20 protein-coding genes are annotated in these 23,948 nt (G+C 57.5%); 7 read left to right on the top strand and 13 right to left on the bottom strand.

The window, feature by feature from the left end:
• Positions 1-4: 4 nt before the first annotated feature.
• Complete coding sequence (gene phnA, locus AC13C8_RS11755) at positions 5-1,249, bottom strand: phosphonoacetate hydrolase (RefSeq protein WP_482847456.1); 1,245 nt, start codon at positions 1,247-1,249, stop codon at positions 5-7.
• A 20-nt stretch (positions 1,250-1,269) separates the two neighbouring features.
• Positions 1,270-2,457, bottom strand: coding sequence for a 2-aminoethylphosphonate--pyruvate transaminase (locus AC13C8_RS11760; protein ID WP_482847458.1), 1,188 nt, complete (start codon positions 2,455-2,457; stop codon positions 1,270-1,272).
• A gap of 117 nt (positions 2,458-2,574) precedes the next feature.
• On the opposite strand from AC13C8_RS11760, the gene AC13C8_RS11765 reads away from it, so the two are divergent.
• Positions 2,575-3,462 carry a LysR substrate-binding domain-containing protein gene (locus tag AC13C8_RS11765; protein ID WP_245744614.1) on the top strand — a complete coding sequence of 296 codons (888 nt, stop codon included), beginning with the start codon at positions 2,575-2,577 and terminating at the stop codon, positions 3,460-3,462.
• 32 nt (positions 3,463-3,494) lie between these two features.
• On the opposite strand, the gene AC13C8_RS11770 is transcribed toward AC13C8_RS11765, so the two are convergent.
• From AC13C8_RS11770 to AC13C8_RS11820, 11 genes are all read right to left on the bottom strand, one after another.
• Positions 3,495-5,513 (bottom strand): putative 2-aminoethylphosphonate ABC transporter permease subunit, encoded by a 2,019-nt coding sequence (locus tag AC13C8_RS11770; protein ID WP_482847460.1) that lies wholly within the window; start codon positions 5,511-5,513, stop codon positions 3,495-3,497.
• Positions 5,513-6,628 (bottom strand): putative 2-aminoethylphosphonate ABC transporter ATP-binding protein, encoded by a 1,116-nt coding sequence (locus AC13C8_RS11775; protein ID WP_245744615.1) that lies wholly within the window; start codon positions 6,626-6,628, stop codon positions 5,513-5,515. Before AC13C8_RS11775 ends, AC13C8_RS11770 begins: the two co-directional genes overlap by 1 nt.
• A gap of 127 nt (positions 6,629-6,755) precedes the next feature.
• Entirely contained in the window at positions 6,756-7,778 is a 1,023-nt protein-coding gene (locus tag AC13C8_RS11780) for a putative 2-aminoethylphosphonate ABC transporter substrate-binding protein (protein ID WP_482847462.1), read from the bottom strand.
• 303 nt (positions 7,779-8,081) lie between these two features.
• Entirely contained in the window at positions 8,082-9,761 is a 1,680-nt protein-coding gene (locus tag AC13C8_RS11785) for a Na/Pi cotransporter family protein (protein ID WP_482847464.1), read from the bottom strand.
• Position 9,762: 1 nt separating this feature from the next.
• Positions 9,763-10,542 (bottom strand): inositol monophosphatase family protein, encoded by a 780-nt coding sequence (locus tag AC13C8_RS11790; protein ID WP_482847465.1) that lies wholly within the window; start codon positions 10,540-10,542, stop codon positions 9,763-9,765.
• Positions 10,536-11,330 carry a DeoR/GlpR family DNA-binding transcription regulator gene (locus AC13C8_RS11795; RefSeq protein ID WP_482847466.1) on the bottom strand — a complete coding sequence of 265 codons (795 nt, stop codon included), beginning with the start codon at positions 11,328-11,330 and terminating at the stop codon, positions 10,536-10,538. Before AC13C8_RS11795 ends, AC13C8_RS11790 begins: the two co-directional genes overlap by 7 nt.
• Before the next feature lie 355 nt (positions 11,331-11,685).
• A complete protein-coding gene (locus AC13C8_RS11800; RefSeq protein WP_482847467.1) occupies positions 11,686-12,789 on the bottom strand; it encodes a flagellar basal body P-ring protein FlgI in 1,104 nt (367 codons plus the stop codon).
• Positions 12,786-13,796: a flagellin gene (locus AC13C8_RS11805; RefSeq protein WP_091427427.1), complete on the bottom strand. Its 1,011-nt coding sequence runs from the start codon at positions 13,794-13,796 to the stop codon at positions 12,786-12,788. The genes AC13C8_RS11800 and AC13C8_RS11805 overlap by 4 nt, the downstream gene beginning before the upstream one ends.
• A gap of 10 nt (positions 13,797-13,806) precedes the next feature.
• Complete coding sequence (gene flgK / locus AC13C8_RS11810; RefSeq protein WP_091427429.1) at positions 13,807-15,258, bottom strand: flagellar hook-associated protein FlgK; 1,452 nt, start codon at positions 15,256-15,258, stop codon at positions 13,807-13,809.
• Between the two features lie 28 nt (positions 15,259-15,286).
• The gene (locus AC13C8_RS11815; protein WP_091431887.1) at positions 15,287-16,594 is read right to left on the bottom strand and encodes a flagellar hook protein FlgE; all 1,308 of its coding nucleotides are present in this window, start codon (positions 16,592-16,594) and stop codon (positions 15,287-15,289) included.
• A gap of 123 nt (positions 16,595-16,717) precedes the next feature.
• Positions 16,718-17,536 carry a flagellar motor protein MotB gene (locus AC13C8_RS11820; protein ID WP_091427431.1) on the bottom strand — a complete coding sequence of 273 codons (819 nt, stop codon included), beginning with the start codon at positions 17,534-17,536 and terminating at the stop codon, positions 16,718-16,720.
• Positions 17,537-17,730: 194 nt separating this feature from the next.
• On the opposite strand from AC13C8_RS11820, the gene hmgA reads away from it, so the two are divergent.
• The 6 genes from hmgA (at position 17,731) to AC13C8_RS11850 (ending at position 23,935) form a co-directional block, all read left to right on the top strand.
• Positions 17,731-19,083: a homogentisate 1,2-dioxygenase gene (gene hmgA / locus AC13C8_RS11825; RefSeq protein WP_482847469.1), complete on the top strand. Its 1,353-nt coding sequence runs from the start codon at positions 17,731-17,733 to the stop codon at positions 19,081-19,083.
• Entirely contained in the window at positions 19,080-19,721 is a 642-nt protein-coding gene (gene maiA, locus AC13C8_RS11830) for a maleylacetoacetate isomerase (RefSeq protein ID WP_245744616.1), read from the top strand. The genes hmgA and maiA overlap by 4 nt, the downstream gene beginning before the upstream one ends.
• Before the next feature lie 7 nt (positions 19,722-19,728).
• The gene (gene fahA / locus AC13C8_RS11835) at positions 19,729-20,985 is read left to right on the top strand and encodes a fumarylacetoacetase (protein ID WP_482847470.1); all 1,257 of its coding nucleotides are present in this window, start codon (positions 19,729-19,731) and stop codon (positions 20,983-20,985) included.
• A gap of 73 nt (positions 20,986-21,058) precedes the next feature.
• Positions 21,059-22,009: an MBL fold metallo-hydrolase gene (locus tag AC13C8_RS11840; protein ID WP_482847472.1), complete on the top strand. Its 951-nt coding sequence runs from the start codon at positions 21,059-21,061 to the stop codon at positions 22,007-22,009.
• 115 nt (positions 22,010-22,124) lie between these two features.
• Complete coding sequence (locus AC13C8_RS11845) at positions 22,125-23,735, top strand: FAD-dependent oxidoreductase (RefSeq protein ID WP_482847473.1); 1,611 nt, start codon at positions 22,125-22,127, stop codon at positions 23,733-23,735.
• Positions 23,736-23,740: 5 nt separating this feature from the next.
• On the top strand, positions 23,741-23,935 hold the full coding sequence (locus AC13C8_RS11850) for a DUF2783 domain-containing protein (RefSeq protein WP_091427437.1): 195 nt from the start codon (positions 23,741-23,743) through the stop codon (positions 23,933-23,935).
• Positions 23,936-23,948 lie beyond the last annotated feature (13 nt).

A 23,948-nucleotide genomic window follows, 5' to 3' on the forward strand; every position in this document is an offset into this window, starting at 1 on the left:
CATATCAAAGCGCCGCTGCCTGAGTGGCATAGAAGAACGCGTCGAAGTTCCGCAGCACCGGGCGCTCCGGCAGGGGCAGAACGCGGTTGCAGACGAACGGCACCTCTTGTTCGGTCAGTCCACCGTGGCTGCGCAAAGGTTCGTTCAGCGCGGCCAGATCGTGACGATGTTCTGATGTTCCGATGCAGATGTTTTCGCCCGACACCAGAACGATGTCACCAATCCGATCCGCAGGCAATTCAAAGCGGGCAACCGCCTCGGTGTTGGTCAGCACATCCGTAATCCCATCCGTGGCGCGCAGCTTGGCCATGATGTCATCCTGATCGGCACTGTCGGGCAGATAGGCCGTCGCAAACGAACCAAGCGCGCCATGGTGCACAACATAAGGGTCGGTGATCGGCAGGATCAGGCGCGCAGCAGCTTCGCCCAGCCATTGGTCAAGCAAGTCTTGCACATAAACGACCGAGGGCGAGCCATCAGCGTGATGCTTGGGCTTCATTCCGTGATCTGCGGTCACAACGATGGCGGCCCCCATGGCATCCAGCTCGGTCAGATACTTGTCGAACATCTCGTAAAACGCTTTCGCCTGGGCCTGATCGGGGGCGTATTTGTGCTGCACGTAATCGGTGGTGGTCAGATACATCACGTCCGGTTTCCATTCGCGCAGCAGCTTGACGCCGGCGGCAAAAACAAACTCGGAAAGTTCAGCGGAGTATACCTCGGGTTGGGCCATGCCCAGCCATTTGCTGGCCGCATCCTGACCGTGCTCTGCTTGGGTCGATGTGTCGGATTTCTCGGCCGAGAAGCACTTGGCGCGGTCCTCATCAAACTTCAACCCCGCCCCCAGAAGGGCACGCAACTTGTCTTTGGCCGTTACTACTGCGACACGCGCTCCCGCCTCGTAAAACTGTGAAAAGATCGTCGGCGCGCGCAGAAAACGCACGTCGTTCATCATCACCTCCTCCCCGGTCTCCGGTTCATACAGGTAATTGCCGCAGATCCCGTGCACGACCGGCGGGCGGCCCGTGGCAATAGACAGGTTGTTAGGGTTGGTAAACGACGGGACCACCGAATGCGCCAGCCGGTCGGTGCCGGTTTCCCGCATCCGCTTCAAGGTCGGCATCAACCCGTCGGCAATCGCCTTGTCCAGATACTCCGGCTCGCACCCATCAAGGCAGATCGCAATCGCACAGGTTTTCGGAGCAGGGTAAGCGCGCCCGTTCACGACGACGGGGGATTGAATGGTCATAGAGTATTCCTTCGTATTTATCAGGCAGCCAGTTTGGCGCGTTCTTCAAGTGCGATGGCAGGTGGGGCGGCGCTTTCGACGCCCATCTCGTTCAGTGTTTCCTTGGCGGCGGTCACAACCTGCCGCATCACATTCTCATCCATCTGACCAATGCAGCCGATGCGGAAACTGTCCACGACGGTCAATTTGCCCGGGTAGATGATGAACCCTTTGCCTTTCATAAGCTCATAGAAGCGGTCAAAGACGAAGTTTTCATCCGCCGGACAGAAGAATGTCACGATGATCGGCGACAACCAGCGATCTTTCAGTAGGGTTTCAAACCCAAGCGCGCGCATCCCATCGACCAAAACATCGCGATTGCGCGTATAGCGCCCGCCACGACCGGCAACACCGCCTTCGGCTTCGTGCCCGCGCAACGCCTCAAGGAAGGCGGCGACCACATGGGTGGGCGGGGTGAACCGCCATTGTCCGGTCTTGTTCATATGCGCCCATTGCGCGTGGACATCCAGGCTCAGCGAATGACTGTTGCCCTTGGCGGTTTCCAGTTCTGACTTACGCGCGATGATGAAGCCGAAACCCGGCACACCTTCGATGCACTTGTTTGCCGAAGATACCATCGCTTCGTAGCGAATGTCTGCGACCCTCAACTCGATCGCGCCAAAGGCTGACATCGAGTCGATCAGGAGCTTCCGTCCGGCAGCATATGTTGCTTCCGAGATTTCCTCGACCGGGTTCAAAATGCCAGAGCTTGTTTCGCAATGGATCGCGACGACATGGGTGATCGCCGGGTCGTTGGCCAATATCTGCGCGACCTCGTCGCCACGCGGCGGCAGGTAATCGCCCTTATTCAGCACAACATGTTCGCGGCCAAGATACTCCAGCGTCTGCGCCGAGCGCATCCCATAGGCGCCGTTGGCCAACACCAACGCCTTGCCATCACGCGGAATGAAGGACGCCAGCATCGCTTCGACCGAGAACGAGCCGCTGCCCTGCATGGGCACACAATCGAAGTCATCGGACCCGTCGCCAAGCAATGCCAGAAGGCGCGCGCGCATGTCCCGCGTCATGGCGCGGAAGTCATCATCCCAGCTGCCCCAGTCGCGCAGCATCGCTTCTTTCACTGCGTAAGACGTGGTCAAGGGACCGGGGGTCAGAAGATACGGCTCGCCCAAACGCGGCGGTTCGATTTTGAGGTTTGCGGCGGTCATGATCTGTCTCCGAAAGGGGGGAACGCAAGAACAGCATTGCAGCAGTTTCATCCATATGTGAAATTGCAATTAACGATCAAAGCATAAGTTGTGCCTATACCAGAAATAAGCGGAAAGATGATGCGCCACAGCCAGTTGAAAGCCTTTCACCACGTCGCCCTGTTGGGTGGATTCTCGCGCGCCGCCGAGGCGCTTTTCCTGACCCAGCCCGCAATCTCGGAGCAGGTAAAAAAACTGGAGCAGGAACACGACACCCTGTTGTTTCACCGCGAACGCAAACGCGTTCGGTTGACCGAAGAAGGTGCACAGCTTTTCCTGTTCACCAAGCAATATTTCGAGATCGAGCAGAAGATCGAGGATTACATGTCCTCGACCAGTGCCGCGATTGACGGAGAGTTGCGCATCATCGCCGACAGCGCCCACCATATCACCCACTTCCTGGGTGATTTCCGCACCCGCTATCCCAATATCTCGGTCACATTGCGCACCGGGAACACCGAGGAAATTCTGGAAGACCTGCGCGCCTACAACGCCGAAATCGGCATCGTCGGAAGCCTGACTCCCGGTGCCGACATGACGGCGCTGAACCTTGGAACAACCAAGATCACAGCCTTTGCTGCGTGCGGATCGTTGTTGGCTGCGCGCCCAGCGCTCAGCCTGCAAGACCTGGCGGATCTTCCGCTGATTTTTCGCGAACAGGGGTCCAAGACACGACAGAAGCTGGAGGAGCGGGCGAAGCAGAAAGGCGTGACCCTGACCCCTGCCATCGTTGCCGAAGGGCGCGAGGCTGTGCGCGAGGTTGTCGCTTCGGGCGCGGGAATCGGGTTTGTGTCGCAAGCCGAGTACGGGCACGATGACCGGCTGACCCAGATCACGCTTGTCGATGCCGATATCGAGATGAGCGAGACATTGGTGCATTTGGCACAACGGAGCGATGTCAAAGTGATCCGCGCCTTCATGGAGTTCGCACGCAAGGCTCAGGACGAAAAAAGCGCCGGCGATTAGGCCAGCGCTTCGCGGGCTTCACCAGTTGGCAATCAACGTGTCCGCCATGCCTGCGTGCGCGTCAGGACACCCTTGGATACAATCAGGTGAATGATCCGTGCCAGTGCGTTGGTGTAGAAGATCATCATCCCCATCGCCGCCGCCGGGGCAATGTCACCCGCATCGTCCATGTTCAACACTGCAATCGACGCCAGCGATGTCTTGGGCGAATACAGGAACACCACCGCCGACACCGTCGTCATCGCATTGACGAACAGATAGATCGAGATATCCAGGATCGACGGCAGGCATACCGGCACCGTGACCCGGCTGAACAGTTTCATGGTCGGTTGCTTCAGAGATGCCGACACGGACTCAAACTCGCGATCCATCTGTTTCAATGCGGTGACGGCCGTCAGGTGTGAAACGGTGTAGAAGTGCGTCACCGAGCAGATCACCAGAATCGCCATAGTGCCATAGATCGCATTCAGCGGGTTGGACGGGTTGTTGAAAAAGAAGATATACGCCAGGCCCAGCACCATGCCCGGAATGGCCATGGGCAACATGGCGAACATCTGAAAGAGTGCGCGACCGGTTCTGAAGCCATTGGTCTTCTCGACCAGATATGCGCCGAAGAACACGATGGCCGTTCCGAACACTGCCGTCAGCAGGCCCAGCTTGATCGAGTTGTAATAAGACCCCCAACCGCCGCCATCCATCCGGTCGAATTGATAATTGTTCAGGCTCAAGCTCAGGTCATAGGGCCAGAACTTGATCAGGGCCGCGAATTGACAGACCGCCAGAATGCCGATGATGAACAGGCCGACAATGGCGCAATAGATGAACGAGATCGTGTCAGTACGCTTGTCGGGCTGCGGCTGATAGGGAACCGAGCGCGCCGACAAAAGCGCCACCTGCTTTGACTGCACCAACCGGTCGATGGCAAAGGCGAAGATCGCGGGGATGACCAACACGACCGACACCACCGCGCCCATTTCAAAGTTCTGCTGGCCGATAACCTGTTTGTAGATATCCACCGCCAACACGTTGAACTGACCACCGATCACCTTTGGCAGGCCGAAATCGGTGATCACGAGGTTGAACACCACGAACGCCGCCGAGATCAGGCCATAGCGTGCACCGGGAATGGTGACAGTCCAGAAGGTGCGCCAACGGGTTGCCCGCAAACTGGCCGCCGCTTCGTAAAGACGCGCATCCGAGATCGCCAACGCGGTCGAGATAATCATGAAGGCGTGTGGGAACGTAAAGAATATCGACCCGATGACGATCCCGATCGGGCCATAGATGCTGGCCCCGAACAACAGCTCTTTCATCATGCCCTGATTGCCGAACAGATAGACCAGCGCGATCCCCGGCAACAGCGATGGCACGAGGATTGGTGCCATGGCGATCAAGCGGAACACGCCTTTGTAACGCATGCAGCTGCGGTTCAGCGCATAGGCAAACCAGAAGGCCAGCGTCACGGTCACAATTGTGCTGACCACTGCGATCCAAAGCGAGTTTTTGATCGAGTTGAACAGCGCAGGCGTCGAGAAATAATTGATGAAGTTGTCAAACCCGGTTGCTTTCACAGGTCGCAACTGCACCCGGCGGAAGGTGTTGCTGTCCAGTGTCACCCAATCGGTGCCATCCTGAAGCGTCGATCCGACCAGAAACCGACCGGCCTGGCTGGTGTTTCGGATTTGATACATGACCGGACTGCGGAAACTGAAATCCGGAAAAAAGCCCGTCACACCAATGCGCCCATCCGATCCGGCGCTTAGATCAAACTCATCAATCGCCCCGGTTTGCGCGTTCAACTCCGCGCCGTTCAAGACGGTGCCATCAAACACGCCATCCTCGTCGCTGACCTGGAATTCATACTGGGACAGCTCAAAACGATAGGTCGAAAACGATTTTGACAGCATGGCATAAAGCGGAAACGCCAAGGTAATGACCAGATACAGGGCAATAACCAGCATTCCGCCGCGCATCATGATGTCATCACGGCTCAGCTTGCCTTTGATGGTCGGGCCACCGGGCAGTTGTGAAAGATCGGTCGCGCCGGCCATCAACTTGCCTCCGGGCGGTCGAAAGCCATCAAGCGATCGGTGGGCAATTCGATGACCATCTTGCGACCTTCTCCCAACCCAAGCCGGCGTACCGCATTGATCGAGAAATCAGCGATCAGTTCGGACTGGCCGAAGCGGTCGTTGCGCAAGCGGCAGCGCCAGAACGATCCCAGAAACTCCATTTCATGCAGCAACACGTCGATGCAGTTGCGGTTCGGATCTTCTGCGCTATAGCCGTCTTCGTGAGGGATGATATCTTCGGGACGAATGGCCGCCACAACGACGGTGCCATCTTTGAAGCTGTGTTCATGGCAGGCGAAAGTCTTTTCACCCACGCTGAGCCGGCCACCCTTGGCAACCATTGATTCAACCTGGTTCATCTCGCCGATGAAATCAGCAACGAACAGGTTTGCAGGTTCGCGATAAATTTCAGTGGGCGAACCGACCTGTTCGATCACACCATGGTTCATCACCACGATCCGGTCGGCCATCGCCAAGGCTTCTTCCTGATCATGCGTCACCATCACTGTGGTCACACCCAGCTTGCGCTGAAGCTCTTTGATCTCGTGACGCAGGTGAACGCGCACTTTGGCATCCAGCGCGGAAAGCGGTTCATCCAGCAACAGCAGGCCGGGGTTGGTGGCAATCGCTCGGGCCAGCGCAATCCGTTGTTGTTGCCCGCCGGACAGTTGCGCCGGATATTTGGTGCCCTGCTCGGGCAGCCCGACCAGTTCCAGCAACTCGCTGACCCTGACGGCAATCTCGGATTTGCTGCGGCCGGTGTTTTCCAGCCCAAAGGCGATATTCTTTTTGATCGTCAGGTTGGGAAACAAGGCATAGGATTGGAAGACGATACCAAAATCCCGCTCGGACGGCGGCAGGTTCGACACATCCTTGCCGTCCTGCATGACGGTTCCCTTGGTTTGCAGATCAAGCCCTGCGATAGCCCGGAGCAAGGTCGTCTTGCCACAGCCTGACGGGCCAAGGAAGCACACGAACTCACCCTCTTTAACGTCCAGAGAGACATCTTTCAGCGCGAGAAACGTGCCGAAAGCTTTCCACAGCTTATCGATGCTGAGATAGGTTTTCTGGCCTATAGCAGTGTCTTGTATCACAGGCTTGTCCTTACATATTCCGTTGGCTTACGGCCAAATCTGTCCGGTCGCGACCGGGCGCGTGTGTCAGGTCTGGAAGGGGCTTGGGTGAAAGCGGGGAGCATCAGCTGTCCCCCGCTCACTTAGCTTATGACTTGGGTTCGGACTTGCCGTCATAGCGGCTCTGCCATTCTTCAAGAATGGCCGCCCGATTGTTGGCTGCAAACTCAAAATCATTGTCGATCATTGCGTCCAGCAGACCCTCGGGGAAGTGCTCAACCGGCTTGGCGATGCCGGGATAGGCAACAACCGCATAGCCGGTATTGTACATCTCGTTGGCTTCCTTGGTGACGGTGAAATCAACCAGCGCCTGCGCGGCTTCAAGATTGGCCGTGCCCGCAACGATTGCCGTGGCCTCCATGTCCCAACCGACCCCTTCGGACGGCACGATGATTTCCAGCGGCGCACCGTCGGCTTTCGACTTGGCACCACGGAAGGCAAACGAGATGCCGATCGGAATTTCACCCGACGCGGCCAGCTTGCAAGGTTTGGAGCCGGAATGGGTATAGCGCGCGATGTTTTCATGCAGCGCGTCCATATACTCCCAGCCGCCTTCTTCACCAAACATTTGCAGCCAGCTGGACACGTCCAGGAAACCTGTGCCGGACGAATTTGGGTTCGGCATGATCACATGACCCGCATACATGGGATCGGTCAGATCCTTCCACGATGTCGGTGGTTTCAGTCCAAGCTTTTCGGCCTCGACGGTGTTATAGCAGACCGAGGCGACCCAGGCGTCCATGCCAACCCAGGCGGGCGGGTTGTCGCCATCCACGAATTTCGGATCAAGGTTTTCAACACCGGCCGGGGCATAAGGCTCAAGCATCCCTTCGGATTTCAGCAGCAACAATGACGTGGCTGCCAGACCCCAGATCACGTCTGCTTGCGGGTTGTCACGCTCGGCTAACAGTTTTGCGGTGATGATCCCGGTGGAATCGCGCACCCAGTTGATCTTGATGTCGGGGTTGCTCTGGTTGAACGTCTCGGCGTAGCGGGCCAGATCTTCGGCTTCTACGGCAGTATAGACCGTCAGTTCTGTCTCTGCGACCGCAGCCGTTGCGAAGGCGACGCCAGCCAGAAAGGACGTCAGTCTTTTCGCTGTGTGTTTCATTATCTTCTCCTCTGTTGATCTTCTGTTGTCGTGGCGGGAGCGATCAACTTCCACGCCATCCTTTTTCAAGCCAGTTTGGCAGGTTCTGACGACAAGAAAAATCGATTATACCTACCATATGATTGGCCTGCCTTATACCATATCCAGCCACTGGGGCTTGGCGTGTGAGCCTCGCTTCGAACCTAGTGACAGCGCAGATCATGCCCTGCGCCTCGTGACATATGTTTATCAATGTTTTGTGACAGATCGGGCTGCACCGTCTGGCGTTTGAGCTTCCAAGGAGGTCACATTGCTTGTTGCGCATCAGTCGCTCACCTCCGTGCCATCCAGGTCTTCGATCAAGCGCGTCTCCAAAAGCTGGCCATTCCGATACAGGATCGGATACGCAATCGCGGCGATATGGTTGTTGATATCACGCAGGGCGCGCAGCGTTTCCAAATGGATATCGCTGGTCTCGAAGCTCTCGACACGACCATTTTGCAGGCGCGCAAGGTGATATTTTCGGCTTTTGCGCTCGGCCCGTTTGAAATCGGCTTTCTCGACCACAAGCAAACGCGCGCTTTCCAGATCATCCGAGATCAGAACATTGCTGGCCAGATGGAAGTTCGCGCAGACCGCCTCGTACATCCGCAGAAGTTCGGCCCAGCCTTCCTCTGAAAAACTCAGATGCCCATCCAGTTTTTCTTTCGCAACCGAGGTCAATTTCATCGCAATCACATCGCCCGCGGCTTCAAGTCGGATGGCATATTCCATCAAACCGCGAACAGATTTGACGTCCGCTTTTGAGTAAGTGTTTTGCGGCATAGTCGCGACGTAGGATCGGATACCTGATAGCGTCTCATTCACCTCGTCGTCCTTTGCGCGCGTCGCCCGCAGCACCGATGTATCGCTTGCCTCGTAAAGTCGGGGCACGGTGTGAAACATCCGCTCAACCTGACCGATCATCCGCAGCAACTCCCGTTTCAAACTGGCGATCGCCTGTTGCGGCGTATCGAGCGCGGATGGGTCCAATGCGCTGACTGGCTGATCTTCCCCATTTGCCTGATTGCCCGAATATTTTGGGAACAACCGCACAATCGGGTGTTCGATCAGGCTACAAAATGGCAGCGCCAGCACCAGAAGCGACAGGTTGAACCCGATATGGGCATAGATCAGCGACTGGCCAGGACCAACAAACAGCAGGTGATCTGGGTCAGCCAACAAATTTATGACCAGCAGAACAATCAAGGCCCAACTTCCGCGCAGCATCAAGTTTGCGAACGGAATACGTCGCCCCTCTGACGACATTCCACGGGTCAGCCAGATCGGAATGAACGCGCTGCCCATATTTGCCCCCAACAAAAGCGACAGCGCGGCGGCGAAGGGGATTGCGCCGATCTGAACCAGCGTCACACACATCAGGATCGCGGCAACACTGGAATGCATGACGAATGCCAAGGCGGCACCGACGATGAAAGCTGTCACGAAATCACGCGCCAGATACCCGGACACAGCCGGAAGAAATGCGCTATCGCTGATCGGGGCAACGGCATCGCGCAGAAACTGAAGCGAAATCAGGATGAACGCCACACCCATCAGGATACGGCCAAATTGCCGATCTTTCTTGCTTTCAACCTTCACAAACAACCAGCCGCCAACAGCCAGCAGCAAGGGCACGAGCCAATCCAGCTTGAACGACAATATCTGAATGATAAGCGCCGATCCCAGATCGCCACCCAGCACGATTGCAAGCCCGGTGGGAAAGGCCAGATACCCGCTCGCGGCGAACCCGGTTGCCAACAGCGCCACCGCCGCCGAGCTTTGCAAGATGATCGCCAGGAAAACACCGGTCGTGCTGGCGCCGATCAGACTGTGGTTGTCTGTGAGCATCCGCTGGAACGAGGCACCAAAGCTGCGCTCGATCCCCGTGCGCACCATCCGCACGGCGAACAGCAGCAGCATGGTGGCACCCGCAAGGCTGATCACAAAACTCACGATGGCCATGCTACGCCCCCACCAGATGCAGAAGGTCGGCATGAAGTTTGGCAGTTGCGGCCGTCACGACGCCTGACGTGCCAGACGACAGGGACAATGGCTGACCTTCCCAATCCGTGATAATGCCTCCAGCCGCTTCGATCACTGGAACCAAGGGCAAATAATCATAGGGTTGCAGATCTTCATCCACCACAGCATCGACATGCCCCATGGCTACCAACGCATGAGGATAACAATCATAGCCGAACCGACGCGTTTGACCTGCCGACAGAAGACGGTTGAAGGCCTGAGGATGTCGTACAAATATCTTCTCGGCTTCGTTGATATATAGAATCGCCCGATCCAGCGAAGTTTGTGATGAGACGTGAATCTTGTCACCGTTCAGCATCGCAGAGCCACCCCGCACACCGATCACCGTTTCGTTCAGCACGGGCATTCCGATCACGCCAATGGTGGGCACACCCTTGTAAAGTCGCGCCAGAAGAAATCCGTACAACGGGTGGCCAGACAGGAAAGACCGGGTACCGTCGATGGGATCTATGCTCCAGACATGGTCACAAGTCAGGTCAGATTGACCGAACTCCTCGCCCAGAATGCCATCTTCGGGAAAGTGCTGATCCAAATAGGCACGCACGCGCAGTTCGACACTGCGATCTGCCTGGGTGACAGGGCTTTCGTCGTCCTTCAGCTCGATCTCAAGCAGATGGCGAAAATACGCCATCGCAGAACTGCCTGCCAGATCGGCAATGCGATTGGCATGAACGACGGTTGTTTCAGCCTCCGTCAGCATTTCACGACCTCCGGATGTACCGCCTTAACGCTGATGTCCCAATTGTCCAACTGCCGCGCCAATTCATGCTCCGGCACCTGATCTACGATCATCCGATCAATGCGTTGCGGCGTGAATCCCTGATGGGGTGCTTTCGATCCGAATTTATGATGAGTCATTGCCACAACTGCCGCATCCGAGCAGTCGATCACCACGGACGCCAGATCCGCTTCCGCCCTGTTCAAATAAAGAAAGCCGCGCTTGGTGTGCAACGCATCGGCGCTAAGAACGGACAGATCATAACAGAACTGTCGCGCCTGTTGTTCAGCCACGTGACCGAATGCGCCCAGTTCGTCGACATGCATTTCCCCGCCCAAAAGGTAGACGTGATTGTCGTTGTGGCCCACCAAGGTTTGCGCGACCTGAACCGAGTTTGTCGTTATTGAAAGGCTGCCACGGGTGCGTAATTCCTCTGCGACGAATGCGGTGGTGCTACCGACATCCAGAAACAACGTCATGCCGTCTTCAATCTCGCGCACAAGGGTTTTCGCCACAGCGCGCTTCTCTCGCGCATACTGCTCGATCCGCTGGAAAAAGCTCGGGTCGCTCTGGGTTCCAACAAGATAGGCGCCGCCATGAACGCGCGCGACCGAGCCCGTCTTTGACAACGCCTTGATTGTGCGGCGTACGGTTTCTTCCGAGACATTCAGCGCAGTGGCAAGGTCCGAATTCTTGGCAAACCCGCCGACTCTGCGAATGGCGTCGAGCAATTCCAGCTCTCGATAGGAGTGTTTTGTCTCGCCTGCCATATCAGCCCCCAAGCATGTGGCTTAACCAAATCCTTTGGTTTTCCACATTTTCACACAATTTTGTGGATTTTTGCCCGAATCAAGACAAAATACAAGCCAAAACCAAAATTCTAGCCAACAGCCGTGAACTTGTTGTGCCGAGTGTTGAAAGCGGATGTGATCTACGCGTCGCGTGCCAACGCAACCTGACTATCTTTGTCGGCCCGCCAACCGGTTCTGGGGACCAGGGACATCGGCGGATAGACTTGGTGCACGGAGACGGGCGGTCAAATGTTTGAAGCGCGTGATGAACGGGTTGTAACCGACCTCCACCACATGTTGTTTCTTGGCGGAGTTTTCATCCCAGAGCGGCGGGTCAGCGGACTACGAAATCAGCATGGAGCGCACCCGCGGCTTTGATGCTTTTCAGAATATCGATCAAGTCGCGCGGGGCGACCCCCAGAGCATTAAGGCCGGCGATCACGTCTGATAGTGACGCGCTACCATCGACCTCGGCCAGGCCAATGCCCGGTTCTTCTTCGATACCTGCACTGGTTCGCGGCACCAGGATCGGCTCCCCATTTGAGAACGGGTTGGGCTGCACAACAACGGGCGTTTCCTGAATTCGAAGCGTCAGATTGCCTTGCGAAACGGCAACGCGGCTGATCCGCACATCCGATCCCATGACGATGGTCCCTGATCGTTGATCCACAACGACCTTCGCCTTTCGCTCGGGCTGGACGCCTAGATTTTCGATAGTGCCAATGGCATGGGCCGGAGAAATCGCGCGCGTGGCGCTGATGTCGACGACCACGGTTCCGCTGTCCAGCATCCGTGACACGACGCGGTCAAACTTGGCGTTGATCGCCCGTTCAATGCGTTCGGCCGTGGTAAAGTCCGGGGTTCGCAGCGCCAGTCGGATTGACTTCAGCTTGGTAAAGTCAAAGTCAATCTCTTGTTCAACGCGCGCACCATTGGGGATGACGCCGCTTGTCGGAACCCCTTGCGTAACCTTGCCCGCATCGCCTTCGGCGACTGCGCCACCAGCGATGATCGTGCCCTGGCCAACGGCATAGATCTCGCCATCCGCCGCATTCAGCGGCGTCATGATCAGGGTACCTCCCAGCAGGCTTTTGGCATCTCCGATAGCCGAAACGGTAACATCAATCCTCGACCCAGCACGGGCAAAAGGTGGCAGGGCTGCTGTGACGAAAACTGCAGCCACATTCTTCGGTCGGAACTGTTCGCCCGTAATGTTGACGCCTAATCTCTCCAGAATGTTGGACATTATGTCTTCGGTGAAGGGGGCGTTTCGAATCCCGTCGCCGGTGCCGTTCAACCCGACCACCAGCCCGTAGCCCACCAGATCGTTGCCACGCACGCCGTCAAATTCCACCAGGTCTTTGATACGCACAGGATTTGCTTGAGCCACGGACAATGACAACAGCATCGAAAGCAAGAATACAGGAAGCCGGTTCATCGCATATAGTCCGTGAAAGTCAGGTTAGAGAGCCGGGCCGTCACCGTATAAAGGCTTTCCATCTGGTCATAGAGGGCCTGCAATGCGGTTGCCGTTTCGTATGGATCTGCTGCGGTCAGGCGATTATATGACAGTTCCAACGCAGATTTTTCTGCTACATTGCTGGCAGAGGCGGCTTCGATCCGCGCCTCGACACTACCGATATTCGCCCGTACATTGGTCAGGTCATCAATCGCGTTCAACAGACCATTCGATGATCTGCTAGCAAGGTCCTTTTGGGCGTCCAGGTCACCCGTCAAGACACCTTCGCCCATGACCGCAGATTTGGTGAGAGCGGCCAACAGGTCACGTATTTCGGGGCTGTTCGCCTTGACAGGCTGTGACGCCACTTCGCCATCACGCAACCGAAACGGTCCCAGATCTTGACCTGACCCCAAATATCCCAACGTGTCAAATCCGCCGCCCGGCGCCTTGAACCAATTGTCGATCTGATCCGCAATGCCGGCAGCAGTGGTTTCTCCGGAGATCGCCGACATCACACCCGAGAGGATAGCAGAGGCGTCTGCCAGGGCCGGACCATCCGTTGCCGTCCCCGCAAAAAGCGCCCGCCCGCCGAGGCTCGTGTTCAGGTTCGAGATTACCGACGACAATCGTTCCCGCGCGTCCACCCCCGTATCCTGGAACACTCCCGCATTCTGGGACCCAATCGCAATATGCAGACCGCCGGACAGTGTCTCGACCTGATCCTGGATGTTGCCAAGAACGGTTTGGGCACCTTCCAAAATCGTCGCAGCTTCTTTTACGCTTTGGGCATAGGCTGTTTGCAGTTTCAGGCTATGTTCGATACCTGCCACCGGACCAAAGTCGCCAGAAACCTGAGTTGCCATATCTGTCTTGCGACCGGTCGACAGCTCAAGCCCCAGACGCGCCATATCCTGTTTGATTTGCGCCGTCAGATGGCGGGTTTGAAACGTGCTGGCAAGATCACCGTAACTCGCGAATGTCATGTCGTCCCTCCTAGATGGCCAGTATGGTCTGGATCATTTCGTCAGCTGTCGAAATGACACGCGCGTTGGCTGCGTAAGCCTGTTCGATCTGCATCAGCTTTTGCATCTGCGCGTCGGTATCAACACCTTGCGACAGCTCCATCTGGCGCAGCGCCTGTTGTTGGGATGTGGCGAAGCCCAGGCGGGTTTCGGTCTGAAGTCGGTCTGAAGTCACGCTCGACAGCAACTCCGATGCCAGTCCGGCAGCAGATTGCGACGTGGCGGAGAACCCACCAGAAACTGGCACCCGCGTCGTGCTGAATGTGTCGATCAGACCATTCAGCAATGCAGCATCGCCAACATTCCCTTGCGCAGCAGCCCCAAGACCGTCGCGCAGCCGCCACAGTGCGCCGCCTTGATCCGGATCGACAGCGGCATTTACCGAAATCCGGGTTGCCAGCGCCACTTCATCCACCGCAGCAAAAGTGGCCCCTGCATCGGTAAAGAGACCTGGGTCGCCCGGTGCGCGGGTCGCGTCCAGCGCGGGATCTTGAAACCGTTCAAGCAGGTCGCGCGCAAAACCATCTACCCGCACCTGCGCAGTGACGGCGATCTGATCGCGCACGGCAAACTGACCCGCAAGCGCGCCACCGGCAACAAGGCTGCGTTCACCTGCGCTGTCGATCGGTATGCCGTTAAGCGTCAGACCGGACAAGGCACCGCCAGCAAGCGTCATCTCTGGCACAATCATGTTGACCGAAGTGAAGTCCAGCCGCGCGGCCTTGCCATCCAGCAACACAGCCCCACCGGTTGTGACGAGGGCAACCGCCCCATTCTCGCGTGGCAGTTGTCTGAACGGCACAATCGGAGAAAGCGCATCGATCTTCTGCTGTCGCAAATCCATCAACCCGGACGGGTCAGCGCCACGCGCCTGTGCGGTTTGTATCTTCGCGTTCAGCGCTTGAACATCGTCCAAACCGGCGTTCAGTGTTGCCACCATCTCCGCGATCGCCTGATCCGCATTCAAGCGCGCGTTCTGGATATGGTCGGATGTGGCGTTCAAATGAGTGGTCAGGCTGTTGGCCGCGTTCAAGACCGCAGATTGGCGCGTCTGACTGTCTGGTCGCGCTGCGGCTTCGATGAGCGATGCTTCAAACTGCGCCAGACGCCCGGATAAAGACCCGGGCTGGTCGGGTGTGCCCAGCACCTGCTCCAGATCAGTCAGAAACTGCTGCTGTGCGCCGTGGTATCCTGCCGCTGCGTCCGCAAGACGACGGTCACCGATCAACACCTCATCCACCTGCCGTAATACACCTTCGACCCGGACGCCAGCACTGCCCGGCGTCCGCGTAGACAGTTCCAGCGATCTGGCGCCGTAGCCTTGGGTCATCGCGTTGGCAACGTTGGACGAGACAAGCTCGGCCGCGCGTGACGATGCGGTAAGCCCTGACAGGGCGTTAGAGAAGGCGCCGGAAATGCTCATCGGTCAGACTCTGGGATCCTTGTTTTCATCACCGTTTGATGTTGGTGGTTTCTTGCAGCATCTCGTCCACGGTTTGAATGACCTTGGCGTTCGAGCTATAAGCCCGCTGCGTTTGGATAAGGCTGGTCAACTCACCTGCGACGTCCGTCGTCGACCCTTCGCGCGCGAAGCCAACGACTTCGCCGGTCGGACCATCCCCGGCATCCCACATGAAGAAAGAACCGCTGTCCGGGGACACCTGATAGGCCTGGTTCGAGATCGAAATCAGTCCGTTCGGGTTTGGAACGTCAACCAATGGCACCTGATATATCGTGCGTATGAATCCGGTGTCATAGGTCGCTTGGATATACCCGTGTTCGTCAATCTGAACTGCGGTCAGATTGCCGACTGGCGAGCCGTTCTTGGTAATCGCCACCGGTGCGAAGCTGTCCGACAATTGGGTCAGGCCGTTCGGATCCCCGATCTTGCCGATGGTCAGCGAAAGCGGCCCGCCAGCGACGGTCAGGTCAAGCGTTCCGTTCACAGCATTATATCCGCCACCTGACACGACGGCGACAGACGCAAGCGATCCACCATCCGTCCGCGAATCGTCGAAGGTCAGAGTGTATTCGCCAATGGTGGTCCCGCCCGAGGCGCTATCACTGATGACCATCGTCCATTGATTTGAAGACCCGGTTGCCGGAACGATGGGTGTAAACGAGAAATCGAGCGTCTCGGATGTGCCGAGGTTGCCAAAATACTCCACTGATAGAGGCCGCACTGTCCCAGCCGATCCGGCCTCGGTTTCGACCGCAGGAAGATTGACACCAAGTTTCATCGTGGTTGTCGGATCGCCCGCCGTTTGGTTGGCGTTGATCACGACAGGTTCAAGTCCCACGCCCGTATCACGGGGATAGGTCGCCACGTTACCATCTGCATCCGCAGGCCAGCCCAGGAGCACCAAACCCGTCTCGGTCTTCAGAACACCTTCGGAATCTGTGCGAAACGACCCGGTTGTGGTCATCATCATAGGGCGTTCGCCGGGATTGGCTTCGCGATAGACCTCTTGCGTGACGGGCAACATGCCGCGCCCGCTGATCGCGATGTCCATCGGGTTTGATGTCGAAATCAGTGGTCCGTGTTCGTCGATCAAGCGTTGAGTGGTGGTTCGCACCCCGCCTGCCGAATAGGTGCCTGCACCGGCCAGACCACCAATCACCAGGTTCTGGAAATCAGCCGTGGCGCGTTTGTATCCAAATGTCGATGAGTTCGCGATATTATCCGAAATCGTAGCCAGTTTGGTTGCGTGAGCATTCAATCCGGCGACGCCGGCACTGAGTGAGGAGGAAATCGTCATGGTGCGCCTTTCTGCTGCATCTACCTCTATGTCGATCTCCATCCATAGGGGTCTGACCTTAACAGGCGACTAACGGTTAAAATTGCAGGCATTTCCGACGCTGTCTTGATGGCACGGGCCTAGCTATTGCCCGGACCGCAATAAGATCAGCTCGATTCGATTGTTGCGGATGGCCATGGCATTCGCGACCGCTGGTTCACGATCCGCATGACCCGTGACGCGAGTGATGCGTTCAGGCGCCAAAGCACCATCCTCGAACATCTTGCGCAGTTGGGTTGCGCGCCCAGTCGATAGATCCCAGGCTGTGTTTTCAATCACGACAACCGGCTGAGTTGCCACATGGCCTTCGATCGCAACGCCATTTTCAACCAAGGTGAACACGCGGGCTATCATTCCGGTCAGTTCGGACAAAACCGCAGTGGGTGTGGTTGTATTCGGTTCAAACAGTGGCGCACCATCCAGATCAAACAGTTCGACAAGCAGGCCTTCATCGGTGACGCGTGTCACGATATGACGTGCGATTCCGTCGCTGGCCATGCTTTCGCCGCCTCGGGCGAACAACATCTCGTTCAACTCTTCCAATCGTGCGTTTTCCGTTGCGGCATCGTCCGCCATACCACCTTCGGTCAGGCCTGGATCGCGCGGGACACCACCATTTCCGGTTTGCGACAGGGTTTCTTCGACAAAGACGCTGTCGCCGCCGAACGACCCGTCGCCGCCGCCAGACACGCGCGTCACAGGGATGGTCGGATTGAAGTAATCCGCAATCCCTTTACGTTGCTTTTCCGTTGTTGCGTTCAACAGCCACATCAAAAGAAAGAAAGCCATCATGGCGGTCACAAAATCGGCATAGGCCACTTTCCATGCACCGCCGTGGTGTCCACCACCGCTGACCTTTTTCACCCTTTTGATGATCACCGGCGCATTTGCGTTTGCGCGCATCTCACCACCTCGTTCTTCACCCGGGATCAGTGATAGCGGGCCGAGGTTGATACGGGCTTAATCTTTCAAATTGTTGGCAATCTAATACTTCACCTGTGAAATGTCGCTTTTCCTTGACTTCATTTCAATCGCAACGATACCATTGCGGGGCAAACAGGATTGACCCTGCGAAGGGTATTGAAACGAGGCTTCAGATGAACCAGCACAGCTCTGGGCGCGACATGACGCGCGCGGTGTCCTCTGTCGGCACCGAAACACATTACATGCCTGGATGGGCAAATGATTTCGAAACCGAGGCGCTGCCCGGTGCTCTGCCACAAGGCATGAACAGCCCGCAGAAATGCGAATACGGCCTGTATGGCGAGCAATTGTCCGGCACAGCTTTCACGGCAAACCCGCCGGAACGAACCTGGACCTATCGCATCCGGCCATCGGTGAAGCATTCGGCACGCTATACGAAAATTGACGTGGCCTATTGGAAATCCGCGCCCTGTGTTGACCCGGATGTGGTCAGTTTGGGTCAGTATCGCTGGGACCCGGTCCCCACCACCCAGGGTCTGAACTGGATCACCGGTATGCGCACGATGACCACGGCGGGGGACGTGAACACTCAGGTGGGTATGGCATCGCATATCTATCTTGTCACAGAATCCATGGTCGACGACTACTTCTACTCGGCCGACAGCGAACTGCTGGTCGTGCCCCAACAAGGCAAGCTGCGCTTTTATACCGAGCTAGGGATCATCGACCTTCAACCTCAAGAAATCGGCATCATCCCACGTGGGCTGGTTTACCGCGTCGAGCTGCTGGACGGCCCGGCGCGCGGTTTCGTCTGCGAAAACTACGGCCAGAAATTCGAGATGCCGGGCCGTGGTCCCATCGGCGCAAACTGCATGGCCAATCCGCGAGATTTCAAAGCCCCGGTTGCGGCGTTTGAGGATCGCGAAGTGCCGTCGACCATCACCGTCAAATGGTGCGGCCAGTTCCACAAGACCGAGATCGGGCAGTCGCCGCTGGACGTGGTCGCGTGGCACGGCAACTACACGCCCTACAAATACGACCTGACCACCTATTGCCCGGTTGGCGCGATCCTGTTTGATCATCCGGACCCTTCGATCTTCACCGTCCTCACCGCACCTTCGGGTCAGCCGGGCACCGCGAATATCGACTTTGTCTTGTTTCGCGACCGCTGGATGGTGGCCGAAAATACCTTCCGCCCACCGTGGTATCACAAGAACATCATGTCCGAGCTGATGGGCAACATCTATGGCCAGTATGATGCCAAGCCGCAGGGCTTTGTCCCCGGCGGGGTCAGCCTTCACAACATGATGCTGCCGCACGGGCCGGACCGGGATGCGTTTGAGGGCGCGTCGAACTCAAACCTCGGCCCCGAGAAGCTGGAAAACACCATGTCCTTCATGTTCGAAACCCGCTTCCCACAGCACCTGACCGCCTTCGCCGCGAACGAAGCACCCTTGCAGGACGATTACATCGACTGCTGGGACAGCCTTGAGAAGAAATTTGACGGGACGCCGGGCAAAAAATGATGACGCTGTACGGATACTGGCGGTCCACGGCGGCCTATCGGGTTCGCATTGCGCTGAACCTGAAAGGGATCAGTGCGAAACAGGTGTCCGTGCATCTGGTGAAGGATGGCGGGCAGCAGCATACGCCAACGTATGTTCTGAAGAACCCGACGCATTTGGTGCCGGCACTGGAGCTGGCGGACGGCACGGTTCTGACCCAGTCTCTGGCGATCATCGACTATCTTGAGGCGTTGCAACCGGACCCGGCCCTTCTGCCCTCAAACCCGGTGGCGCGCGCCAAAGTGCTTGCCGCTGCGCATGTCGTCGCGATGGACATTCACCCGGTGAACAACCTGCGTGTCGTGTCCCATCTGACGGATGCGTTTGGCGCGGATGCCGAGGCCAAGCGCCAGTGGATGTGCCATTGGATGGACAAGGGCTTTGCCGCGCTGGAACAGATGGTGGCGAAAGACAGCAGGTTTGCCTTTGGTGACACGCCGTCACTGGCGGATATCTGCCTTGTCGCGCAATATTACAATGCACGGCGCTGGGGGCTGGATCTGGCACCCTATCCGCGCCTGACCGAAATCGAAGAAACCTGTCTGGCCCTGCCCGCCTTTGCCGCCGCAAAGCCCGAGGCACAGCCGGACGCCGAATGAGGATCACATGAGCAAACTAAAGAAATCATGGGTCGACAGCGCGAACTCCGCCGAGACACCCTTTCCCCTCAACAACCTGCCCTATGGCGTCTTCTCGGTTGATGACGAACCACGTTGCGGCGTTGCGATCGGCGATATGATCCTCGATATGCAAGCTGCCGAAGAAGCCGGTCTGATCGAAATTTCGGACGAGCCGGTTTTCGACGTGCCATTCTGGAACGAGTTGATGGAGCTGGGGCCGGACGCATGGGCTGCACTGCGGACGCGTTTGGAACAACTGTTGCGCGAAGGTTCATCCGAGCGTGCGACGGTTGAGCCGCTGCTGGTCAAACAGGCTGATGCCGACCTGCACATGCCGTTCCTCGTGTCTGAATACACCGACTTCTATGCCGGTCGCCAGCACGCCGCCAACATGGGGGCGATCCTGCGCGGATCACCCGATCTGCCCGCCAACTGGCTGCATATTCCGATTGGCTATAACGGTCGGGCATCCTCGGTCGTGATTTCCGGCACACCGATCCACCGCCCCAACGGCCAGCGCAAAGCGCCCGACGCCGAAATGCCAGGCTTCGGCCCCTCGATGCGTCTGGATATCGAACTTGAGATGGGCGCCATCGTCGGCAAAGCCTCCGACTTTGGCCAGCCGATCACGGTGGACGAGGCCGACGACATGATCTTCGGCTACGTGCTTCTGAACGATTGGTCCGCGCGCGACATCCAGGGCTGGGAATACCAGCCGTTGGGTCCGTTCCAGGGCAAGGCCTTCGGCACCTCGATCAGCCCCTGGATCGTGACCGCCGCCGCTCTGGAAGAGTTCCGCGCTCCGACACCCGAGCGTGAGAAGGAGCTTCTGCCTTACCTCGAAGGCTCGAAGGACGGGCTGTATGACATTGACCTTCAGGTGCTGATGCAGCCCGAAGGCGCGGCAAAAGCCAGCGTGATTGGTGAAACCAACTATACCCGCATGTATTACTCCGCCGCCGAACAACTTTGCCACCATGCGATTGGTGGCTGCGGGATGAATGTGGGTGATCTGCTAGGGTCGGGTACGATTTCAGGGCCGACAAAATCGGAATACGGATCGCTGATGGAGATGAGCTGGGCAGGCCGCGAACCTTTCACACTCGACACTGGCGAAAGCCGGACATTCATCGAGGACGGCGACACCCTGACCCTGCGCGGGGCCGCGAAGGGCGACGGGTTCCAGATCGGGTTCGGCGATTGTGTCGGGAAGATCCTGCCCGCGGTGACGTGGCCGACTTGACAGACCCAAGGGCGTGCCCACCGCGCCCACCCATTTTCAACTGAAACGACAACGCGCAACGAGGACAGACCCCATGGCAAAAGCATTCGCATCGCAAGGCGACATGACCGAGAAGAACATCAGCTTCACCGAAGTGGGCGACGGGCTGTATGCCTTTACTGCCGAAGGCGACCCGAATTCCGGCGTCATCATTGGCGATGATAGTGTGATGATCGTCGAGGCTCAGGCCACGCCCCGCCTGGCGGGCAAGGTTATTGAATGTGTGCGCTCTGTGACGGACAAGCCGATCAGCCACGTTGTGCTGACCCACTATCACGCGGTGCGCGTGTTGGGGGCCTCGGCCTATGGCGCGGATCAGATCATCATGGGCGATGCGGCCCGTGCGATGGTGGTCGAGCGTGGCCAGGAAGATTGGGACAGCGAATTCCAGCGCTTCCCGCGTCTGTTTGAAGGGCATGAAAGCATCCCTGGACTGACCTATCCGACCACCACCTTTTCCGATGACATGACCGTCTATCTGGGCAATCGCCGCATCGACCTGATGCACCTTGGGCGCGCCCACACGGCAGGTGACATCGTGATCCATGTGCCGGATCAAAACGTGATGTTCACCGGCGATATCGTCGAATATCACTCGGCCTGCTATTGCGGTGACGGGCATTTCAGCGATTGGGGCGACACGCTGGACAACATCGCCGCGTTCGATGTGGACGCCATTGCACCGGGTCGTGGCGACGCACTTGTGGGCAAAGAGATGGTGCACGCCGCCATCGAGAACACGCGCGACTTCGTGGAAAGCACCTATCGCCCAGTTGCCAGAGTTGCTGCTCGTGGTGGATCGCTGAAAGAGGCATGGGATGCCTGTCGCGCCGAATGTGACCCGAAATTTGCCGATTACGCGATTTACGAGCACTGCCTGCCCTTCAACGTCGCCCGCGCCTATGACGAAGCGCGCGGCATCGACACACCCCGCATCTGGACCGCCCAGCGCGATATCGAGATGTGGGAAGCCCTGCAAGGCTAATACCTGACGGGGTGCGATGACGGCATATCAGCGCATCCCGACCAGATTCGTAGCTTTCGCAACGAAATGCGTTAAAATGCGTATCGGCGACCATCGCCAGCCGAAGGAGAACCGCATGAACAAGATTTTCGAAGTCCCGCTTTATCCCTATGACCGCAGCCCGGATCAGGATGCCGCCGCCCCCGTGCGCCACCCCGTCGTGATCGTCGGTGCCGGACCCATCGGGCTTGGCATGGGGATCGACCTGGCGCAGCAAGGCGTCAAGGTTGTTATCGTGGATGACAACGACAAGGTCAGCTTCGGCTCGCGCGCAATCTGTTTTGCGAAACGGCCACTGGAAATCCTCGACCGATTGGGCTGTGGACAGGCGATGGTCGATAAGGGAGTCGAATGGGATGTGGGCAAGGTCTTCTTCGACGACCGCGAGGTCTACAAGTTTGAACTGTTGCCCGAAGAAGGCCATCAACGACCCGCCTTCATCAATTTGCAGCAGTATTACTTCGAAGAATATCTGGTGAACCGGGTTCGCGAGTTGGAAGCCGAAGGTGCTCCGATCGAAATTCGTGGCGCCAACAAAGTCACGGCCATTGGCACCCATCCCGATCATGCCACACTGGAAATCGACACACCTGAAGGGTCATACAACATCGAAGCCGACTGGCTGATCGCCTGCGACGGCGCGGGCTCGCCCACCCGACAGATGTTGGGGCTGGATTTCGTCGGTCGTGTGTTCGAGGACAACTTCCTGATTGCCGACGTGATCATGGAGGCCGACTTTCCCACCGAGCGCTGGTTCTGGTTCGATCCGCCCTTCAACCGCGGTCAGTCTGCTTTGTTGCACAAGCAGCCGGATGGCGTGTGGCGCATCGACCTGCAACTTGGCTGGGACATCAACAAGGAAGAAGAAAAAAAGCCCGAGAACGTGATTCCGCGTCTGAAGGCCATGCTGGGTGACGATGTGGAGTTTGAGCTTGAGTGGGTCTCGATCTACACGTTCCAGTGCCGCCGGATGGAAAAATTTCGCTATGGTCGTGTGCTGTTCGCCGGGGACGCCGCGCACCAGGTATCGCCCTTCGGAGCGCGCGGGGCAAACTCGGGCCTGCAAGACACCGACAACCTTGGCTGGAAGCTGAAACTGGTGATTGACGGCAAAGCGGACGAGAAACTTCTGGACAGCTATGACATCGAACGCATTCACGGCGCAGATGAGAATATTCTGAACTCAACTCGCTCAACCGATTTCATCACGCCTAAATCCGAGATGAGCCGCCTGTTGCGCGATGCCGTTCTTGATCTGGCGGAACATTACGAATTTGCGCGTCCACTGGTTAACTCGGGCCGGCTGTCGGTGCCCTGCACCTATGATGGCTCTCCACTGAACTCAGCCGACGCGCTGGACGGACCGATCAAAACACGGCCCGGTTCGTCCTGTCCCGACGTGCCGTTGGGGGATGAGTTTCTTTTGCCAAAACTGGGCAATAAATTCACGCTTCTTACCATCGACGCCGACGCGCCGGATATGATTGAAGAGGACGGGATCAAGGTGACGCGACTGGCACTGTCGGTAAAAGACGACCGAACCGGTGCTCTCAAGCAACGCTATCTGGGCCATGCGCCCAGCGCGGTCTATCTTATCCGGCCTGACCAGCACGTCGCAGCCCGCCGCCCCAGCTTTGATGAAAATCTGTTCCGCGCCGCCATCCGTCGCGCGACGGGGAAGGAGTAATCGCCATGACCGACCTTATCCTGACACCAAACATCAACCGCGCCGATGACTTTTATGCCGAACTGCTGGCCGCACATGAGGGTTTGTCTAAAGACGATAGTGACGCTTTGAACGCTCGTTTGATTCTGATCCTTGCCAACCACATCGGTGATCGCGAGGTGTTGAGCCAGGCTGTGAAAGCCGCAGGTCTGCCGGATTAGGGCTATCGAACAT

Source organism: Aliiroseovarius sp. B-4 (genome assembly GCF_056857795.1).